This is a genomic window from Bartonella sp. CL63NXGY (assembly GCF_042194905.1).
Lineage (GTDB): Bacteria > Pseudomonadota > Alphaproteobacteria > Rhizobiales > Rhizobiaceae > Bartonella.
The window spans coordinates 53614-71191 of record NZ_JBHINK010000005.1 but is presented as its reverse complement, the minus strand read 5'-3'; the positions used below and the strand labels follow the sequence as shown (position 1 = coordinate 71191).

Annotated in this window: 13 protein-coding genes; 5 read left to right on the top strand and 8 right to left on the bottom strand. The window is 38.5% G+C overall.

Features of this window, described 5'->3' with window-relative positions; translation table 11 throughout:
• Positions 1 to 191: 191 nt before the first annotated feature.
• Positions 192 to 683 (bottom strand): Fur family transcriptional regulator, encoded by a 492-nt coding sequence (locus ACFIK0_RS04195; RefSeq protein WP_273790603.1) that lies wholly within the window; start codon positions 681 to 683, stop codon positions 192 to 194.
• Positions 622 to 3339: a preprotein translocase subunit SecA gene (secA, locus tag ACFIK0_RS04190; protein WP_375631084.1), complete on the bottom strand. Its 2718-nt coding sequence runs from the start codon at positions 3337 to 3339 to the stop codon at positions 622 to 624. The genes ACFIK0_RS04195 and secA overlap by 62 nt, the downstream gene beginning before the upstream one ends.
• 435 nt (positions 3340 to 3774) lie before the next feature.
• Here secA and ACFIK0_RS04185 point away from each other — a divergent pair, with 435 nt between their 5' ends.
• The 3 genes from ACFIK0_RS04185 (at position 3775) to mutT (ending at position 6629) form a co-directional block, all read left to right on the top strand.
• Positions 3775 to 4728, top strand: a complete 954-nt coding sequence (locus ACFIK0_RS04185) for a peptidylprolyl isomerase (RefSeq protein WP_273790601.1) — start codon at positions 3775 to 3777, stop codon at positions 4726 to 4728.
• Positions 4729 to 4857: 129 nt separating this feature from the next.
• A complete protein-coding gene (argJ, locus tag ACFIK0_RS04180) occupies positions 4858 to 6090 on the top strand; it encodes a bifunctional glutamate N-acetyltransferase/amino-acid acetyltransferase ArgJ (protein WP_375663555.1) in 1233 nt (410 codons plus the stop codon).
• A 125-nt stretch (positions 6091 to 6215) separates the two neighbouring features.
• Positions 6216 to 6629, top strand: coding sequence for an 8-oxo-dGTP diphosphatase MutT (gene mutT, locus ACFIK0_RS04175; protein ID WP_375631082.1), 414 nt, complete (start codon positions 6216 to 6218; stop codon positions 6627 to 6629).
• Positions 6630 to 7505: 876 nt separating this feature from the next.
• On the opposite strand, the gene ACFIK0_RS04170 is transcribed toward mutT, so the two are convergent.
• The 4 genes from ACFIK0_RS04170 to ACFIK0_RS04155 all read right to left on the bottom strand — a co-directional run bounded on the left by ACFIK0_RS04170 (position 7506) and on the right by ACFIK0_RS04155 (position 12044).
• Positions 7506 to 8393 (bottom strand): NlpC/P60 family protein, encoded by an 888-nt coding sequence (locus ACFIK0_RS04170; protein ID WP_375663554.1) that lies wholly within the window; start codon positions 8391 to 8393, stop codon positions 7506 to 7508.
• A 153-nt stretch (positions 8394 to 8546) separates the two neighbouring features.
• Entirely contained in the window at positions 8547 to 9920 is a 1374-nt protein-coding gene (locus ACFIK0_RS04165; RefSeq protein WP_375631081.1) for a M17 family metallopeptidase, read from the bottom strand.
• A gap of 13 nt (positions 9921 to 9933) precedes the next feature.
• Complete coding sequence (gene coaA, locus ACFIK0_RS04160; RefSeq protein WP_273790598.1) at positions 9934 to 10932, bottom strand: type I pantothenate kinase; 999 nt, start codon at positions 10930 to 10932, stop codon at positions 9934 to 9936.
• A gap of 122 nt (positions 10933 to 11054) precedes the next feature.
• Positions 11055 to 12044: an asparaginase gene (locus ACFIK0_RS04155; RefSeq protein ID WP_375663553.1), complete on the bottom strand. Its 990-nt coding sequence runs from the start codon at positions 12042 to 12044 to the stop codon at positions 11055 to 11057.
• A 220-nt stretch (positions 12045 to 12264) separates the two neighbouring features.
• Between ACFIK0_RS04155 and hslV the strand changes: the two genes are divergently transcribed.
• Both hslV and hslU read left to right on the top strand, forming a co-directional pair.
• Complete coding sequence (gene hslV, locus ACFIK0_RS04150) at positions 12265 to 12846, top strand: ATP-dependent protease subunit HslV (RefSeq protein ID WP_012754621.1); 582 nt, start codon at positions 12265 to 12267, stop codon at positions 12844 to 12846.
• Positions 12847 to 14157, top strand: coding sequence for an ATP-dependent protease ATPase subunit HslU (gene hslU / locus ACFIK0_RS04145; RefSeq protein WP_375631079.1), 1311 nt, complete (start codon positions 12847 to 12849; stop codon positions 14155 to 14157). It begins immediately after the preceding gene.
• Between the two features lie 19 nt (positions 14158 to 14176).
• Here hslU and ACFIK0_RS04140 read toward each other — a convergent pair whose 3' ends face one another.
• Together ACFIK0_RS04140 and pnp are read right to left on the bottom strand one after the other, a co-directional pair.
• Entirely contained in the window at positions 14177 to 15172 is a 996-nt protein-coding gene (locus ACFIK0_RS04140; protein WP_375663552.1) for a class I SAM-dependent methyltransferase, read from the bottom strand.
• Between the two features lie 74 nt (positions 15173 to 15246).
• Positions 15247 to 17442, bottom strand: a complete 2196-nt coding sequence (pnp, locus tag ACFIK0_RS04135; protein WP_375663551.1) for a polyribonucleotide nucleotidyltransferase — start codon at positions 17440 to 17442, stop codon at positions 15247 to 15249.
• Positions 17443 to 17578 lie beyond the last annotated feature (136 nt).

Genomic DNA, 17578 nt, shown 5'->3' with positions numbered 1-17578 from the left:
TTTTTATAATATTTTGTTGCAATGATTTTTTGTTATAATATTGGCAATGAATTACCGTATAGCATCATACAAAGAGGGGTAATAAAGCAATTCTTTTTTTTTGCCAATGAAAACTATTATATTTTAAAGGTAAATTTTTATAAAATTTGATTTGCCTGAGGTCTTTTATCTAATGATATATGATCACTTTTTTAAGAGTTTTTTTTTCCGTAAAGTTCAAGGCGGTGATGAATAATATCATAGCCAAGAGATTTTGCAATTTCCTCTTGTAGCTTTTCAATAACATCAGAATGAAACTCGATGACTTGTCCTGTTTCTATATCAATGAGATGATCATGATGTTGCCCATCTGCTTGCTCAAAACGAGATGGACCACCACTAAAGCTATGGCGATGAATTGTTCCATTTCCTTCTAATATTTTCATGGTTCGATAAACAGTTGAGAGTGAAATATTCGAATCTATTTTGTTTGCACGCTGAAAAATTTCAAATGCATTGGGATGATCATTTGTATCAGTCAAAATATCAAGAATAACTCGTCGTTGACGTGTTACTCTTAAACCAGCGGTGCGCAATTCTTGCTCATAATTTCGCTTTTTATTCATTTGCATAATTTGCTTTTCAAATAAAGGCTCCATGACAGTGTTTGTATTTTTTCTCTGAACCGCAAGGACAACGCTCATTACGTCCAACTTTTCCCCATGTGGTTATATCGTTAGGGTCACGATCTTGTGGATTAACAAATCTATTTTCTTGTGATCGTGCCGATAAGGTGGGAGCATTTTCTTGACTTTGATCATTAAAGACAGAAGAAGCAGCATCAGTTTGCTCAGGTATGGTCGGTTCTGTGGGGTGTTGAATGATTTCAAAGCGCATAAGCTTAGAAGTGACAATTCGGCGCAAATTTCTCAACATACTTTGAAAGAGTTCAAATGATTCTGTCTTATATTCATTGAGCGGATCCCGCTGCGCATAACCACGAAAACCAACAACAGAACGCAAATGATCTAAACTCACCAGATGTTCACGCCATAACGTGTCAATAGTTTCGAGCAATACTGCTTTGTGAAAATAAGCCATAACTTCTGGAGAATATCGTTCAGTACGCTCATTTTCAAGTTTTGTAACAGCATCTGATACACGCTCTAGAATTTGCTCCTCGGCAATTCCATCTTCTTTTGCCCATTCTTCCACTGGAAGCTCAAGATTAAAGAGTTGTTGAAGCTCTTCTTCAAGAGTTTTTGCATCCCATTTTTCAGAATATGTCCCTGATGGAATATAAGCCTCTACGAGATCCTCTACGACTTCATTGCGCATTTCAAGGATCATTTCTGATAAATCATCTGCGTTCATGACCTCCATACGCTGTTCAAAAATAACCTTGCGTTGATCATTCATGACATCATCATATTTTAGCAGATTTTTACGAATTTCAAAGTTTCGTGCTTCGACCTTTTTTTGTGCTTTTTCAAGGGCTTTATTAATCCATGGATGGATAATAGCTTCATTTTCTTTCAATCCAAGTTTTTGCAGCATACCATCCATACGGTTAGAGCCAAAGATACGCATAAGATCATCTTGAAGAGAGAGAAAGAATTTTGAGCGACCAGGATCGCCTTGGCGACCAGAACGTCCACGAAGCTGGTTATCAATACGACGGCTTTCATGACGTTCAGTAGCGATAACGTAAAGCCCTCCAGCCGCTAAAGCTTTTTCTTTAAGCTTCTGAACATCTTTTTTTATTTCTTCAATTTTAGCTGTCCGCTCTGGACCTTCGGGGATATCCTGTAACTCTTGTCGGATGCGCATTTCAACATTACCACCAAGCTGTATATCCGTACCGCGTCCTGCCATGTTGGTTGCAATGGTGAGAGCTCTAGGAACGCCTGCTTGCGCAATGATATATGCTTCTTGTTCGTGATAGCGAGCATTTAAGACTCTAAAATCGGTAATGCCTTCTTTTCGCAAACGCTCTGCCAATTGTTCTGACTTTTCAATAGAGGTTGTTCCAACAAGAATAGGCTGTTCTTTTTCGTGCGCTTGACGGATATCACGCACAATTGCCCGATATTTCTCTTCTGCTGTTCGATAAATCTCATCATCTTCATCAATACGTTGTATTGGCAAATTTGTAGGGATTTCGACAACGTCAAGACCATAAATATTTCTGAATTCTTCGGCTTCTGTTGTTGCAGTTCCAGTCATGCCAGATAATTTCCTATACATACGGAAGTAATTTTGGAAAGTGATGGAAGCAAGTGTCTGGTTTTCTGGTTGAATAGCAACATGCTCTTTAGCTTCTAACGCTTGATGAAGTCCTTCAGAATAACGCCGCCCAGGCATCATTCGCCCTGTAAATTCGTCAATAATAACGATTTCATCATTGCGAACAATGTAATCTTTATCGCGAGCAAACAGTTTATGAGCTTTTAGAGCATTATTGACATGATGAACGATAGCGACATTTTCTATGTCATAAAGACTCTCACCTTTAAGATGCCCAGCTTGTTCGAGCATTTTTTCAATTTTTTCAGTACCAACTTCGGTAAATGTCGTTGTTTTTTGTTTTTCGTCTATTTCATAGTCTTCTGGAGTTAAGGCAGGAATAAATGTATCAATAAGGTTATAGAAGTCAGTACGATCTTCTAGAGGACCAGAAATAATAAGGGGGGTACGGGCTTCATCAATAAGAATCGAATCAACTTCATCGACAATTGCATAATGATGTCCACGTTGGACCATTTGACTACGATCGAAGGCCATATTATCACGCAAATAATCAAAACCTAGTTCATTATTTGTGGCATAGGTGATGTCGCATGCATAGGCCTCTCGGCGGGCATCACTATCAAGATCATGAAGAATCACGCCTGTTGTAAGCCCTAGAAAACTAAAAATTTTTCCCATTGTTTCAGCATCACGACTGGCAAGATAATCGTTTACTGTCACAACATGAACGCCTTTACCTTCCAATGCATTGAGATAAATTGGTAGAGTTGCCATTAAGGTTTTACCTTCACCAGTACGCATTTCAGCTATGCCGCAGTCGTGAAGGACCATTCCACCAATAAGTTGTACGTCAAAAGGACGCATGTCATAAACACGTTTTGCGGCTTCACGAACAGTCGCGAAAGCTTCTGGTAAGAGCAAATCAACACTTTCACCTTCACTAAGACGTTTACGAAAGGCATCTGTTTTTTGGCAAAGCTGCTCATCACTTAATTTTACGAATTGTTCTTCCAAAGCATTAATTTGTGCAACTTTTTGGCGGAGTGCTTTGAGATGTCGCTCATGAGCTGAACCAAAAAACTTACGGGCAAAAACACCTAAACTGACCATCTCTGGCCCTTTCTTTTAATTGTTGTCACTCTTGTTGGGAAATTCATATGCTCTCCCCATACTCTACATTTCCTTCAGGTTGTCTGATATCATTGGAGACATCATGAAATGCAGATGGTACCATTATACTTGCTGGTGTGCAATTTTTCACTCTAATTGTAAAGTAGAGATAAGAGGCTAAGCGCTTTATGTCAACTTTAAGTATGCTATTTAACTGATACAATACAAAGTAATTTAAGATACAATATGTCATTTTTCTCTATTATCATGTTTTTCATCTGCATTAGATAGGATTGGAGAAACTGAGATAAAAGGATGATTTTATACTTTTTTAAAATAAAATTACTAATTTATTTCTCTATGTTTAAAGATTAAAGTGTTATGGTAAAGAAAATTGGAATCTTGAACCTGCCTTCATTTTTAAGGAGTATATTTATGAAATTTAACTTTATCACGCTTTTTTTAGCATCAACTTTATTGGCAAGTACAAGTTTAGGGGTGAGTGCTCAAGAAGGTTTGAATTCATCGTCGAGTGATTTAAAGACTTTAGAGAAAGCTTCTGAAAAAGCCGTTTCTCCTTCTCATGTTATGGCGGTTATTGATGGGAAAAATATTACAGCAGGCCAATTGGATGATTTAGCGCTTGAAATAAATCCTAATTTAGCACGTTTTCCTGATGAACAACGCCGTATGATGGTTTTAAAAGCTTATTTAGATATGCAGGCACTCGCAAAAGCAGCAAGAAGCAAGGGTCTTGATAAGACAGAAGCTTACGATAAACGTATGGCAGTCATGCGTGACAATGTTCTTCAACAGCTTTATTTTAAACAGGAGATTGTTGATAAAATATCGGATACTGATTTGGAAGCTCTTTATAAGCAAGAAGTTGCTGCTTTACCTAAAGAGGATGAGGTTAAAGCGCGTCATATTTTGGTCAAAACGAGAAAAGAAGCAGAAGCTATCATTAAGCATTTAAATAAAGGCGAAAATTTTGAAGAGATTGCAAAGAAAAGTTCAACAGATGGTTCTGCTGCCGTTGGGGGTGATCTTGGTTATTTTAGCCATGGTCAAATGGTCAAGCCTTTTGAAGATGCCGCATTTGGTTTGAAAGTTGGCGAATACACAAAACAACCCGTTGAAAGTCCTTTTGGTTGGCATATTATTAAATTAGAAGATCGTCGTGTAAAACAACCGCCTGCATTTGATGATGTTAAAGAGATGTTGCGGACACAGCTAATAAAAAAGCGCTATCAAGAACTGATTGTTGATTTGCGTAGCAAGATAGATGTGAAATACCCTGATCCTAATGTTACCAAAATCATGGAATCGCTTCATCAAAATGGGACGCTACTTCCCGATGAGACATCAGATGAAGAAGATACGGAATAGCTAGGAAAAATAAGTAGATAGCCTCTTTAATAGATAATTTGCTAGGTTAGTTTTGTTCAAAAAGCCTAGCAGTTTTCTATGAGAGGTTATTGATCTGCAATCATTTCATTTTTTTATAGAAAGCATATTGTGGTTTTGAAAATCTCTCCTTTGTCGCCTCAAAAGATCCAAGAGCTTTCTCCATTATCTGGTGTACGGATAGCAACAGCTGAAGCTGGGATTAAATATAAAGATCGTACAGATCTTCTTTTCATCATATTCGATAAGCCAGTGAGTGTGGCCGGTGTTTTTACTCGTTCAAAATGTCCATCTGCTCCTGTAGAGCATTGTCGTGCATCGCTTCCTCATGGGGTTGCGAGGGGTGTTGTTGTGAATTCTGGAAATGCAAATGCTTTTACAGGAAGCAAAGGAAAGCGCACAACCAATGCAATTATTTGTGCAGCAGCGAACGCTTTAAAGGTTAGAGAAGATGAAATTTTTATAGCTTCTACGGGTGTTATTGGTGAGCCAATGGATGCATCGGGTATTGTCAATCTTTTACCAAGTATGGCAGAGACAGCAGAAGAGGGCAATTGGTTGGAAGCTGCAAAAGCCATAATGACAACGGACACATTTCCAAAACTTGCGACGCGCACTTTTGACTGTGGGGGAGAGCGTGTTACCATTAATGGAATTGCAAAAGGTGCTGGTATGATTGCACCAGATATGGCGACAATGCTGTCATTTGTGGTTAGTGATGCGACTATTTCTTCGGATGCACTCCAATCCATGTTATCAGAGGCAGTTGAGGGTTCTTTCAATTCAATTACTGTTGATAGCGATACCTCAACTTCAGATACGCTTATGTTGTTTGCGACAGGAAAAGAACATTTTCCATGTCTTACAAGTAAATCTGATCCGCGTTATGGGGTTTTTGTGAAACAATTGAGTGCACTTCTGCATGAACTTGCACTACAAGTTGTTTGTGATGGTGAAGGTGCTCGTCATTTAATTGAGGTTAATGTGATGGGCGCTACAACAAACAATGCAGCTAAAACTATTGCTTTATCAATTGCAAATTCACCGCTCGTAAAAACGGCTATTGCCGGTGAAGATGCGAATTGGGGGCGGGTCGTTATGGCAGTTGGGAAGGCCGGTGTTGAAGTCGATCGTGATCTATTGACGATTTGGTTTGGTGAGCATCGTGTGGCCGTGAATGGCGTACGAGATCCTGAGTATTGTGAAGAGACAATAGGTGCTTATATGCAAGGTAAACACATCACAATTCGTGTTGATATCGGTTTGGGTAAGAGCACGGCGACGGTTTGGTCTTGCGATTTAACAAAAGAGTACGTTATGATCAATAGCGATTACAGAAGTTAATGGATGCACTTTATATTTAACAGCTTATTATTTTTCAGAGCAAATGGGGTATGTGAGCTCTTTTAGGAGCAGAGGGGATATGATAGGAAAGTCAGTTATTTTTATGTTCCCTATTGGGGAGTGATATGTGTATGAAAAGTTCTATTCTTCTTGTTGTTGCATGCGCATTGTTCGATCAGAATAATCGTGTTTTGCTTACACAGCGTCCTGAAGGAAAATCACTGGCTGGTTTATGGGAGTTTCCTGGTGGCAAGGTTGAGCAAGGTGAAACTCCGGAAGCATCATTGATTCGTGAATTAGAGGAAGAGCTTGGTATTTATGTTCAACCAAATAATTTACACCCTTTAACATTTGCAAGTCATAACTATAAAACATTTCATCTCTTAATGCCATTGTATCTTTGTGACCATTATGAGGGTGTTGCGCAAGGACGAGAGGGGCAAAATTTAGAATGGGTTTTTATTAATGATCTTGATAAATACTCTATGCCTGATGCTGATAAACCATTGGTTCAGGTATTGAAAAATCATCTTCTTTAATGTGTTATAAGAAGAAAATATAATTCAATATATTGATTTAAAATGATAATTTATAATTTTTTATGTTGAATGGGGAAGTCCAGAGTCGTAAAAAACTTTCTCATTTCAAATCTGTTTTATGTTAAATTAATCAAAACCATTCTTTTGCACGTTCCAAGCGGGGAGGGTTATGTGGATAAAATTATTTAAGAAAGAAATAAAATACGTGCTGAAAGAACACTCTCCAATAGCCAAGGGTTATCGCAACATTGAGAATTGGCAAAGTGTATAACGATGTCTTTACACGATTCATAAGTATAAAGATAGTGGTAGACAATGTATGTTATACTTTTCACGTGTATCATTGTGAGATGGGTTTGGGTGCACTGAGAGGTATAAGGGGTATTTATTTCATGAGATATCGATAATAGGAAAAATTTCAAAAAATGTTGCTTTTGATTAAGAGGGGTACGTTCTTTACGTAATGTAGAATGGCATTGTGTTGCATATTCACGAGCTTTTTTAAAAGAGGCACCTCGCAATGCTCCAAAGCCCATTTCGCGACGGTGCCGGAATGATATAACGTTAAAGCCCCTATGGAAATAATGTAAAATCTATTGAGCGCCACTATCTTTACGCTTATGAAGAAGTAAGCTGGTCCCAATATTACGATAGCTCTTGGCATTTGAGGGCATTCAGAAGGAATATTTTTCTTTTCATAATCATTTTTACTTATACATCAATTACGCTTGTGATGAACAGACAAGCGGCTTTGATTGATCCAACATAAAAACAGATTTGAAATAAAAAATTTTACGATATTTAGAATGCTTGACGCAGAGTGAATGATGGATAATTATCCTTATAAATCAATATATTGTATAATAAAACATTCAATTAATTTTTTATAGGAGGCATGCATGAAGTTTCTTGAATTGGACGGCGTTTTGCGATGGGATATTGATTTTTTTTAGCGATACGCGTAATTGATTTTTCCAATGGCTCAATCATAACGTCCATAGAAAAACCATTTGCGTGAATAATATTTGCGTGATCGACCATAATAGCAACATGATCTTTCCAAAAAATTAAATCGCCTCGTTGAAGTTTATCAGTATCTGTAAGAGGACTGCCTATAGTTTCTTGCTGCATATCGGTATCACGTAAAACTATTTGATCGGTCATCATCATAGAGAGCTGAATGAGTCCCGAACAATCAATTCCAAAACCGCTGACACCACCCCAAAGATAAGGTGTACGGATAAAGGTTTCTGCAACTGTGACATAATCTTCATATACGCGTCCAATGGGGCTGAGATGGCTCGTAATGATTGCTGTTCCATTTTCAAGAATAGAATACATTGTGTCACGGACTTCAATTTCATCAACAACACTGACTTTGCTTCCCATAGATAAAGGGGACACTATTGGTCCACGTAAGTCAGCGTGTAAATATTTAAATGTACGTGGTACTGAAACCACATGCGTTTGTTTTATGGTTGATGTACAAAGAACTTTTGTATCAATATAACCAACATAACCATCTTTGAGTGATTGTCCCCACGACATTGTTTCCCCTTGTTCAAAAATGAGAAGTTCTTCTCCGAATAAGCATTCTGTTTGTCTTTCACTTTTTTTACTATTTTCTTTAAAAAGTCCAGCGACCACTGTATTAACACGTCTTTTTTCACCTTGAACAAAGCGCTGAGCTGTAATTTCTGTTTCAAGACGTTGATCTGCTAGATCATCTCTGAATGCATGAAGTCTTGGGTCTTTAGAGATCATCTTTTTGCTTTCCATTTTGTTACTTCTTACCTTTAAACAAACTCATGAAAGCTGTATTGGTAAGATTTTTATCCTCAAACAAAACTAAGAATACTGTGTAAGACCAATTATTCTTTAAGCTGCAAAATTGTCTATTTTTTGGAATATTGTGTGTCAAACTTCATTTTTAAAAATATTATAAAGGGCACGAATAGTTTGTGCTGATCCACCAATAGGGTATCCTGGTTTTTCTTTTGGAATCCATCCATAAAGGTCAAAATGCGCAAAATGTTCAGCTTTTTCAACAAAAGAATTAAGAAATAAAGCAGCTGTTATAGAACCAGCAAAGCTATTTCCAGTTACATTGTTAAGATCAGCAATTGGTGATGATAACATTTCTTGGTAAGGTTTCCAAAGGGGCATTTGCCAAAGAGGATCAAAGACAGCGTGAGCAGATTCAGAAATTTGTTGTGCCCATATTGAATCATTACAATAAAATGCGGGAAGATCTGGTCCTAATGCTATACGCGCTGCCCCTGTTAAAGTAGCCATACAAAGCATGAATTGTGGACTTTCTTCATCACCATAGGCGAGTGCATCGGCAAGGACAAGGCGCCCTTCAGCATCTGTATTACCTACTTCAACACTTAAACCTTTACGACTTCTGAGGATATCACTTGGTCGGTAAGCATTCGCAGAAATTGCATTTTCTACAGCTGGAATCAAAACACGTAGACGGAAAGGCAATTTTGCATCCATGATAAGTTTAGCCAATCCCAAAACGTTTGCTCCACCCCCCATGTCTTTTTTCATAAGCAACATGTTATTGGCTGATTTAATATCGAGTCCTCCAGTATCAAAAGTTACGCCTTTGCCCACCAACGTTATTTTAGGATGATGTTCTTTCCCCCAGAGTAACTCAATCAGTCGTGGTGCAGTGCTGCCTGCTCGTCCTACAGCATGAATCATCGGAAAGTTATGGGTTAAGAGATCATCTCCACAAATACTTTTGATGTGAGCACCGTAGGTTTTTCCTAGTTTTCGAGCTTCTTTTTCGAGAGCATCAGGGGTCATATCATTGGCTGGAATATTAATGAGATCACGGACGAAAAAGACAGCTTCATAAATTCGTTGGAGTTCATTAAGATCAACGGCCTCATTGACATGGATGGATAATGATTTGAAAGAAGAATTTTGACGATAGCGATTAAATTGATAGCTACCGAATGCTAATCCAAGATAGGTATTTATTTCATCAGAGGTTGTACCTTCTAAATGCCATTGACCAGCAGGAAGTTTTTGAGCAAGAACTCCTGTGATAAAAGGATCGCTATTATTGCCAATTCCAAATAAAACTTTTTTTAAATGCCCCGTTTCGTGAGGAACAAAGAGTATTTGTCCCGCTTTTCCAGTAAAGTCATTAACTTTTATCCATGCTGTTGTTGACGCATCAAGTGATAAGTTAGCAAGATTTCTTTGGTTTACCAAGATGATAGGGCAACTGTTATCGATACGCGTTGAGGTAAAATGAATGTGGTGGTGCTGCATAGTTATGAGATCCTTATAGTCGTCTAAGTGCGACATATTCGACCAAATGATTTTTTCCCTTTCGTAGAATGAGATTGGACCGTGGTCGTGTTGGCAATATATTTTCCTGTAAATTTTTTAAATTAATCGTTTGCCAAAGATCCTCAGCGATTTTTGAGGCTTCTTTTTCATTGAGGTGGGCATAACGATGAAAATAGGATTCAGGATTTTGAAAAGTTGTTTTACGCAAACGTTTAAAGCGCTCCAAATACCAGTGACGAATGACTTCTGTTTCGGCATCGACATAGATTGAAAAATCAAAAAAATCTGATACGAAAGGAATAGCTTTTCCATCTTTAGGAAGATCACTGACCTGTAATACATTAATACCTTCAACAATTAAAATATCAGGACGATCGATGGTAATTGTCTGATTTTCTAGAACATCATAGGTCATATGTGAGTAAAGTGGGGCACGGACATTTCCGATACCTGCTTTTATAGCCGAAAGAAAGCACAGCAGCTTTTTAATGTCATAGGAATCAGGAAATCCTTTACGATTCATACGATTTTTTTGCTGTAAGATTGCGTTAGGATAGAGAAAACCATCCGTTGTGATTAGATCAACTTTAAGACTAGATGTCCAACGTTTCAACAGTTCTTGAAGAATGCGAGCCGTGGTTGATTTTCCTACAGCTACAGAACCAGCAATTCCAATAATAAAGGGCGTTTTTCTACTCTCTTCTTGATGGAGAAACTGCTGACGTTTGTGGAAAAGTTCCTGTACTGCTTCAACATGGCATGATAACAGACGCGATAAAGAAAGATAAATGCGTTGGACTTCTTTAAGATCGATAGGATCATCAATAGAGCGTAAACGCTTAATTTCATCAAAAGTCAAAGTAAGAGGTGTGTCTTCACGAAACTCTGACCATTCTTGTGCAGTAAAAACACGATAGGGTGAATATCGGTCAGAAACAGATTTGACCAGATTATCTTTCTGATTAATTTTTTGTATAGTTGTATCAATCATTTGTATTTGTCGAGATTTTTTTGCAGCAGCAATTGATTAAGAGCAGACAGAAGAGCGGCTTTATTTTCAAATAAATTTTGTTTTGCATGCTCTCTTCTTTTAAGATAATAGATCATTTTTCATTAACTTATAGTCCAGTCATTCCAGTTTGCACGGATTTGTGCTAATGAGTGCCCTTGCGCCAAAAAAGCCCATAAAAGTAGACGCGCTTTTACGGCTGATAAATAACCAGACATGAGAGCACCAGAAGCAATCATATCGATTTCGGAGCCTTTATAGCCATAAGTTATACGAGTTGTTGAGCCATTACAACAACGACTAGCAATAATGATTGGTATTTTTTGTGCATATTGTTGTACAAGGTCTGCTTCTTGAAAACTACAGTGCCCCGCACCAAAACCAGCAATAACAACTCCAGCATAATACCCACTTTCAAGGCATAGTTTCATTAATTGTGCATCAGATGATAAAGAGGAATAGAGGAGTGCAATTTGATGATCATGATTTTGGGGAAGATCAAACGTTGTCGGAAAAAATTTTCGATCATTGAAATAAATAAGTTTTCCCTCTAAAATAGTTCCTAAAACACCTGCAAGACCTGATTGAAATGTTTCGACTTTGACGGTATGGCTTTTATAGAGCCAATAAGGTGAATGAATTGCATCATTTATGACAACGAGAACGCCCCTGTTACGACTTTGTGTGGCTGCTGCGACACGAGTGGCTGCTAAAATGTTTGCGGGGCCATCCGCGCCTGCTTCATGAGGCATGCGCATAGCGCCGGTTATGATGAGTGGTTCAGCCTCCTTCCAATAAAGAGAAAGAAAAAAAGCTGTTTCTTCCAGAGTATCAGTCCCTTGTGTTAAAACAATACCTTCTGCACCAGCGTTTATTTGTTGTTTTGCCCACTTAATTATTTCAAAAAGCATTTGAAACGATAAAGATCCACTTGGTATTTGCATTAATGTTTGTGCATGAATATCAGCAACGTTATTTAAATCAGGAACACTTTTTATAAGGTTATCTGAAGTTAAAGTCGGTTGCATGTGACCAAAACTATCAGCAGTCATTGCAATTGTTCCACCTAAGGTCCCTATGGCTATTTTTTTCATAATTTTCCTCTAAAAAGCACAAACTGTTTATATAAAGCTATTTAGCAGTAATTTACATTGACAACAATGATATCATTTTTCCATTTTCAACAAATTGAGTTATGCTGAATCATTGTGTTTTGCTGTATATGTTCTTAAATAGGACAATAGTAATTGAGTTTTACATTGTATGAAAAGAAATCAATATTAAAAAGTAAAGTTAATATTAAGGAGTTTCCTTATGACAGAACATAAGCCAGACATAATGTATGGTACAACAATTATTACGGTACGAAAAGGTGGAAAAGTCGTGATGGCCGGTGATGGTCAGGTCTCTCTTGGACAGACAATTATGAAAGGCAATGCACGTAAAGTGCGTCGTCTTGGAAAGAACGGAGTGGTTATTGCTGGTTTTGCAGGTGCTACGGCAGATGCTTTTACATTACTGGAGAGATTGGAAACAAAGCTTGAACAATATCCTGATCAGCTTATGCGTGCCTGTGTAGAACTTGCAAAAGATTGGCGAACAGATCGCTATTTGCGTCGTCTCGAAGCAATGATGCTCGTGGCTGATAAGAAAGTAACTTTGGCTTTAACAGGGCTTGGTGATGTCTTAGAACCAGAAGATGGGGTTATGGCAATTGGCTCTGGAGGAAATTTTGCTCTTTCAGCAGCGCGTGCACTCATGGATTTGGATTTGGATGCAGAAACTATTGCTCGTAAAGCTATGGCTATTGCCGCTAAAATTTGTGTTTACACCAATGATCATTTTACGATTGAAACATTGGATGCAGAATTATCTTCTTTAGAGAAAGCTATTTAAATGTGTGTTGTATTTTCCCCTCGTGAGACTGTTTCTGAACTTGATCGTTTTATTATCGGCCAAAATGATGCCAAACGCTCTGTAGCTATTGCATTGCGCAATCGGTGGCGTAGGCAACAGCTTGATGAGCCGATGCGTGAAGAAGTTATGCCAAAAAATATTTTAATGATAGGGCCAACAGGTGTTGGTAAAACAGGAATCGCACGTCGATTAGCAAAACTTTCTGGAGCACCCTTCGTTAAAGTAGAAGCGACGAAATTTACTGAAGTTGGTTATGTGGGACGTGATGTTGAGCAAATTATTCGAGATCTTGTTGAAATTGCCATTTCTCTTGTACGTGAAAAGAAACGAGATGAAATAAAAGAAAAGGCTCACGTGAATGCTGAAGAGCGCGTTTTAGACGCCCTTGTTGGTAAAACAGCAAGTCCTGCTACCCGTGATAGTTTTCGTAAAAAATTGCGTGAAGGTGAGCTGGATGAGAAAGAGATTGAAATTGAAGTCGCCGATAATAATAGCAATAGTGCTTCAACCTTTGATATTCCTGGTATGCCTGGGGCACAAATGGGTATTATGAATTTATCAGATATTTTGGGCAAAATGGGCAGTCGTACAAAAGTCCGTAAGACGACGGTAAAGGATTCTTTTAAACCGCTCATTGATGATGAATCTGAAAAACTCCTTGATCAGGAGCAAATTATTCAAGAGGCGCTTCGTGTTGCTGAAAATGATGGTATTGTTTTTATTGATGAGATTGATAAAATTGCAACTCGAGACGGTGGAGCCAGTGCTGCGATTTCGCGTGAGGGCGTTCAACGTGATCTTTTGCCTTTGGTGGAAGGAACAACAATTGCTACAAAATATGGGCAAATCAAAACAGATCATATTCTTTTTATTGCCTCAGGTGCATTTCATGTTTCCAAGCCATCTGATTTATTACCGGAACTTCAAGGACGTTTGCCCATCCGTGTGGAGCTCAATCCTTTAACAAGGGAAGATTTACGACGCATTCTAACAGAACCAGAAGCCAGTTTGATTAAACAATATATTGCTCTTATGGCAACGGAAGAGGTTCATTTGGAAATTACCGATGATGCAATTGATGCTTTAGCAGATATTGCTGTAGATTTAAATGCAAGGATTGAAAATATAGGGGCACGTCGTTTGCAAACAGTGATGGAGCGCGTTTTGGATGAGATTTCTTTTACGGCGCCAGATAAAGCTGGAACATCGTTTAAAATTGATGCTGCTTACGTAAGAAAATCTATTGGCGAGCTTGCTGCTGATATCGATCTTTCCCGTTTTATTCTTTGAAAGTTATTGCTTGTTTTGTTTATCTGCGCGCTTCGATAATTTTGAAACCATGGGCTTGTTCATGTATCAACACTGTGCGGAAAATATTTTTTAATAATGTTTCATAAGGCAGGTGGCGGTTTGCAACAAAAAGCAGACTGCCGCTTGGTTTTAAGCACTTTGCAGCATTTATAATAAAATTTTTTCCTAATGAAACATCTGTCGTTTGTTGTGTGTGAAACGGTGGATTTGAAATGATTGTGTCATATAGATTTGTGATAGGTTCATGTACAAGGTCATGCCAATAAAAATGAATTGGAAAAGGAGCTGTTATGGATTTAAGGTGCCGTTTTGCTGCTCTCAAAGCGTTGTAGTCGGCTTCATAAAGGTCTAGAGCGGTGAGTTTTTCACTTCTTTCAAGTGCAACGTGAGAAAGATAGCCCCATCCAGCACCAAAATCAGCCGTTTTTCCAGAAATAACTTTGAACATATAAGACGCAAGCGCAGCAGATCCTGGATCAATACGTCCGTGTGAGAACATACCAGAAGCGGTTTGAAATTTACCAAAAGTGAGCGGTGGTGAGCGCAATTGCGCAATGTTATGTCTCTCAATTTGTTGAGGAACTTGCAACCAAAATACAAGACCATGATTTTTAGATAATTTATTGGTGATGGGAACAATTGTTTTGACCCATTTCATCATTGAAGCAGCTCCAACAGTTTTATTCCCACTGATTACAATCCATCCATTGGGTTTAACGCATTCTAATAAATCAAGAAAACAATTTTGGTTCAAACCACGATATTTGCTCAAATGTAAAAATGCACCATCATAGCTGAAGGTTTTATCTATTTGAGGAGAGCAGTGAAATTGAGTATCGACAAATTTTAAAAAATCTGGTCGCCAAGGCGTAATAACTCTTAAATTTTGTGCCCATTCTTGAGCTGGGATTTCTGTTAAACCAAAACTTAGCCAACACTGGTTTGGATCAGGATACGGGAGTTCATGATTTTCAAAAGGCAAAAATAATAACACATATGACTCTTTCAAAGAAAAAAATGCCACTCCAATATTGGGATGGCATTTCATGATACGATAAGAAGAAAAACTTACTCTTCTTTTTTCTTACGGCGGCGCTTATTTTCAGGTTGTTTTTTTTCATCCACGCACTTTTCTTCATTTATCGCTTTATCACCGGTGATTTCCTTGCCGGTTGTTTGATCAATGACCTTCATTGATAACCGAACTTTTCCACGCTCATCAAAGCCCATTAATTTAACCCAAACTTTGTCACCTTCTTTTACAATATCGGTTGTTTTGCTGACGCGTTCTGATGCAAGCTGAGAGATATGAACGAGTCCATCACGAGAACCAAAGAAGTTTATAAATGCACCAAATTCTGCAGTTTTTACAACTGTTCCTTGGTAGATAGCACCAACTTCAGGCTCATCGACAATAGAATGGATCCAGCGTTTTGCCGCTTCAATGGTTTTAGCATCAGCAGAAGCAATTTTAATGGTACCATCATCTTCAATATTAATTTTTGCTCCAGTTTGTTCCACGATTTCCCGAATAACTTTACCACCAGAGCCGATAACATCACGGATTTTATCGACAGAAATATTCATAACTTCGATTCGTGGAGAAAATTCACTCAGCTCAGCACGTGCACTGGTTAAAGCTTTCGCCATCTCATTAAGGATATGAATTCGGCCTCCTTTGGCTTGTTCAAGCGCGATTTTCATAATCTCTTCGGTAATACCATCAATTTTGATATCCATTTGCAAGGCAGTAATACCATTTTCTGTTCCTGCGACTTTAAAATCCATATCTCCAAGATGATCTTCATCCCCTAAAATATCAGAAAGAACAGCAAAGCGTTCTCCTTCTTTAATCAAGCCCATAGCAATACCAGCAACAGGGCGTGCTAGAGGAACACCAGCATCCATAAGAGCAAGTGAGGTTCCACAAACCGTTGCCATAGAAGAAGAGCCATTGGATTCAGTGATTTCTGAGACAGTACGAATGGTATAAGGAAAAGATTCTTTCGTTGGCAACATGGGGTGAATTGCCCGCCATGCCAATTTACCATGTCCAATTTCACGACGACCAGGAGAACCAAGGCGTCCCGTTTCACCCACTGAAAATGGTGGGAAATTGTAATGGAGAAGGAATGTTTCCTTATACATTCCCGTTAAGGAATCAACATATTGTTCATCTTCACCAGTTCCTAGCGTTGCAACGACAATAGCTTGTGTTTCTCCACGGGTAAAGAGTGCTGATCCATGTGTGCGGGGTAAAATACTTACTTCTGATTGGATAGGGCGCACGGTAGAAAGATTGCGTCCATCAATCCGCTTTTGGGTATCAAGAATGTTCCCACGAACAATTTTTGCTTGCAACTGTTTAAATACGGTTGCAATTTGATCTGTACTAAATTGACAGTCTTTTTCTGTTTCTGGCATAAATTTATTGAGGATTTCTGTCTTTAGTGCATCAATTGCAGCATAACGTTCTTGCTTATCAGTAATTGTGTAAGCCTTTCGTATATCCTGTTCTGCCATTTTCTGCATCGCTTTTTCAAGTTCAGAAAGATCTTCAGGAACAAAATCACGAGGATCTTTTGCAGCAACTTCAGCAAGCTTTATAATGGCATCAAGGACAGGTTGAAGGCCTTGGTGACCAAACATCACGGCCCCCAACATGATATCTTCCGGTAATTCTTGTGCTTCTGATTCAACCATCAAAACAGCACTTTCTGTTCCAGCAACAACAAGATCAAGTTTTGATTCAGGCATTTCATCGATATGAGGATTAAGAACATATTGTCCATTACAATAGCCAACGCGGGCACCAGCTATAGGTCCCATGAAAGGAACACCTGACAGGGTCAATGCGGCAGAAGATGCAATCATCGCAAGGATATCGGGATTGTTTTCGAGATCATGCTGTATAACGGAAACAATAACTTGTGTATCATTTTTATATCCCTCAACGAAAAGGGGACGAATTGGGCGATCAATCAAACGTGAAACCAAAGTTTCATTTTCACTTGGTCGACTTTCACGTTTTAAATAGCCCCCAGGTATTCTACCAACAGCATAGAATTTTTCTTGATAATTAACAGTGAGTGGAAAAAAGTCCTGGTCTGGTTTTGGGTTTTTGGCCGATACAACGGTTGCTAAGACAATAGTTTCTCCATAGGTAGCAATCACTGCACCATCAGCTTGACGCGCTATTTTCCCTGTCTCAAGGGTGAGAGGACGCCCAGCCCATTCAATTTCTATCTTGTGCGTTTTGAACATTTTTTATCCTTAATGACCAGTGTTTAAATCTTTGATTGCTTACATTCTGGTTGTGCGCAGCATATTTGCAAGTTTTGGGGTGGACAACAAATTACTTCCTTTGTTGCGAGAAGAGAGAAGTAAATCGCATTAAATG

Excerpts from the sequence above, each read along its gene's own strand:
- ACFIK0_RS04155 (WP_375663553.1), bottom strand. The coding sequence starts at position 12,044 with ATGAAAAAAATAGCCATAGGGACCTTAGGTGGAACAATTGCAATGACT.
- pnp (WP_375663551.1), bottom strand. The coding sequence starts at position 17,442 with ATGTTCAAAACGCACAAGATAGAAATTGAATGGGCTGGGCGTCCTCTC.
- hslU (WP_375631079.1), top strand. The coding sequence starts at position 12,847 with ATGTGTGTTGTATTTTCCCCTCGTGAGACTGTTTCTGAACTTGATCGT.
- secA (WP_375631084.1), bottom strand. The coding sequence starts at position 3,339 with ATGGTCAGTTTAGGTGTTTTTGCCCGTAAGTTTTTTGGTTCAGCTCAT.
- mutT (WP_375631082.1), top strand. The coding sequence starts at position 6,216 with ATGTGTATGAAAAGTTCTATTCTTCTTGTTGTTGCATGCGCATTGTTC.
- ACFIK0_RS04195 (WP_273790603.1), bottom strand. The coding sequence starts at position 683 with ATGAGCGTTGTCCTTGCGGTTCAGAGAAAAAATACAAACACTGTCATG.
- hslV (WP_012754621.1), top strand. The coding sequence starts at position 12,265 with ATGACAGAACATAAGCCAGACATAATGTATGGTACAACAATTATTACG.
- ACFIK0_RS04170 (WP_375663554.1), bottom strand. The coding sequence starts at position 8,393 with ATGATCTCTAAAGACCCAAGACTTCATGCATTCAGAGATGATCTAGCA.
- ACFIK0_RS04185 (WP_273790601.1), top strand. The coding sequence starts at position 3,775 with ATGAAATTTAACTTTATCACGCTTTTTTTAGCATCAACTTTATTGGCA.
- ACFIK0_RS04165 (WP_375631081.1), bottom strand. The coding sequence starts at position 9,920 with ATGCAGCACCACCACATTCATTTTACCTCAACGCGTATCGATAACAGT.
- coaA (WP_273790598.1), bottom strand. The coding sequence starts at position 10,932 with ATGATTGATACAACTATACAAAAAATTAATCAGAAAGATAATCTGGTC.